We start from the raw sequence: 739 nt of genomic DNA, 5'->3' as shown, positions 1-739 counted from the left end.
GGTGGTAAATCCGCGAGTTCATGCGTTACTTGGAAGTCGCTGACCATAGCACACACTTCGTTTACTGGGCCGTCTAAGAACGCTTGCTCTTCAGCGCTAAGTTTTGGCGCTTGAATTGCGTGTAATTTTTCCCATTCAGGTTTACCTTTGAATAGCTCAGCTTCCCACCATACTGTACCAGCATCTAGAGCTTCTTTTTCAGTTTGAGACATCGCAGGTAGCACAGTCGTAAACAACGCCAGTGCCTTACGGCTAATAAGCGATTGGCGGATACCAGAAACGGCAAAGACCGCGATTGCAAGCACATACAGTGCCCAGCCAATAACGCCAACTGAGCCTGTGATAGTCAGCACTAGCATGGCAGCAGTTAGTAGGCTGACGGATTTAACGAGTGACATTCTGTGGTAAAGCGTAATGCCTAACACAACAGCCATCGCAACGATAGAGAGCAAGATGTCCATATAATTTTTCCTTTTCAGACTTTATAAATGTTGTACGTCTGTATTTTGGTAAGAGGTCTAACCAGTTGGTTTAAGTGTAATCAAAATATTAAATAAATGTAAAACACAAGATTGAGTAAAAAGTGATCTAAGTAGAGTTAAAATTCTAAAGTTGCGAATTGAGTGATGGTTTCGTAAGCAAGTTGACAAGTTTATTACTGTCACCAATCCAAATCTGGAGGTTCGCTATCGACACTAATTCTCGTCTGTGGGTAAACTCAGTGTTATGAAATGTCCGG

General features: G+C 42.5%; 1 pseudogene. It reads right to left on the bottom strand.

What is annotated here, in order from left to right:
* Nucleotides 1–461 (bottom strand): annotated as a pseudogene (gene fadE / locus R8O10_RS24930) (acyl-CoA dehydrogenase); the annotation flags it as partial.
* Nucleotides 462–739 lie beyond the last annotated feature (278 nt).

The organism is Vibrio sp. 1727 (assembly GCF_033344415.1).
Taxonomy (GTDB): Bacteria; Pseudomonadota; Gammaproteobacteria; order Enterobacterales; family Vibrionaceae; genus Vibrio; species Vibrio alginolyticus.
The sequence above is the reverse complement of the archived record's forward strand: the minus strand, read 5'-3'. Positions and strand labels throughout refer to the sequence as shown.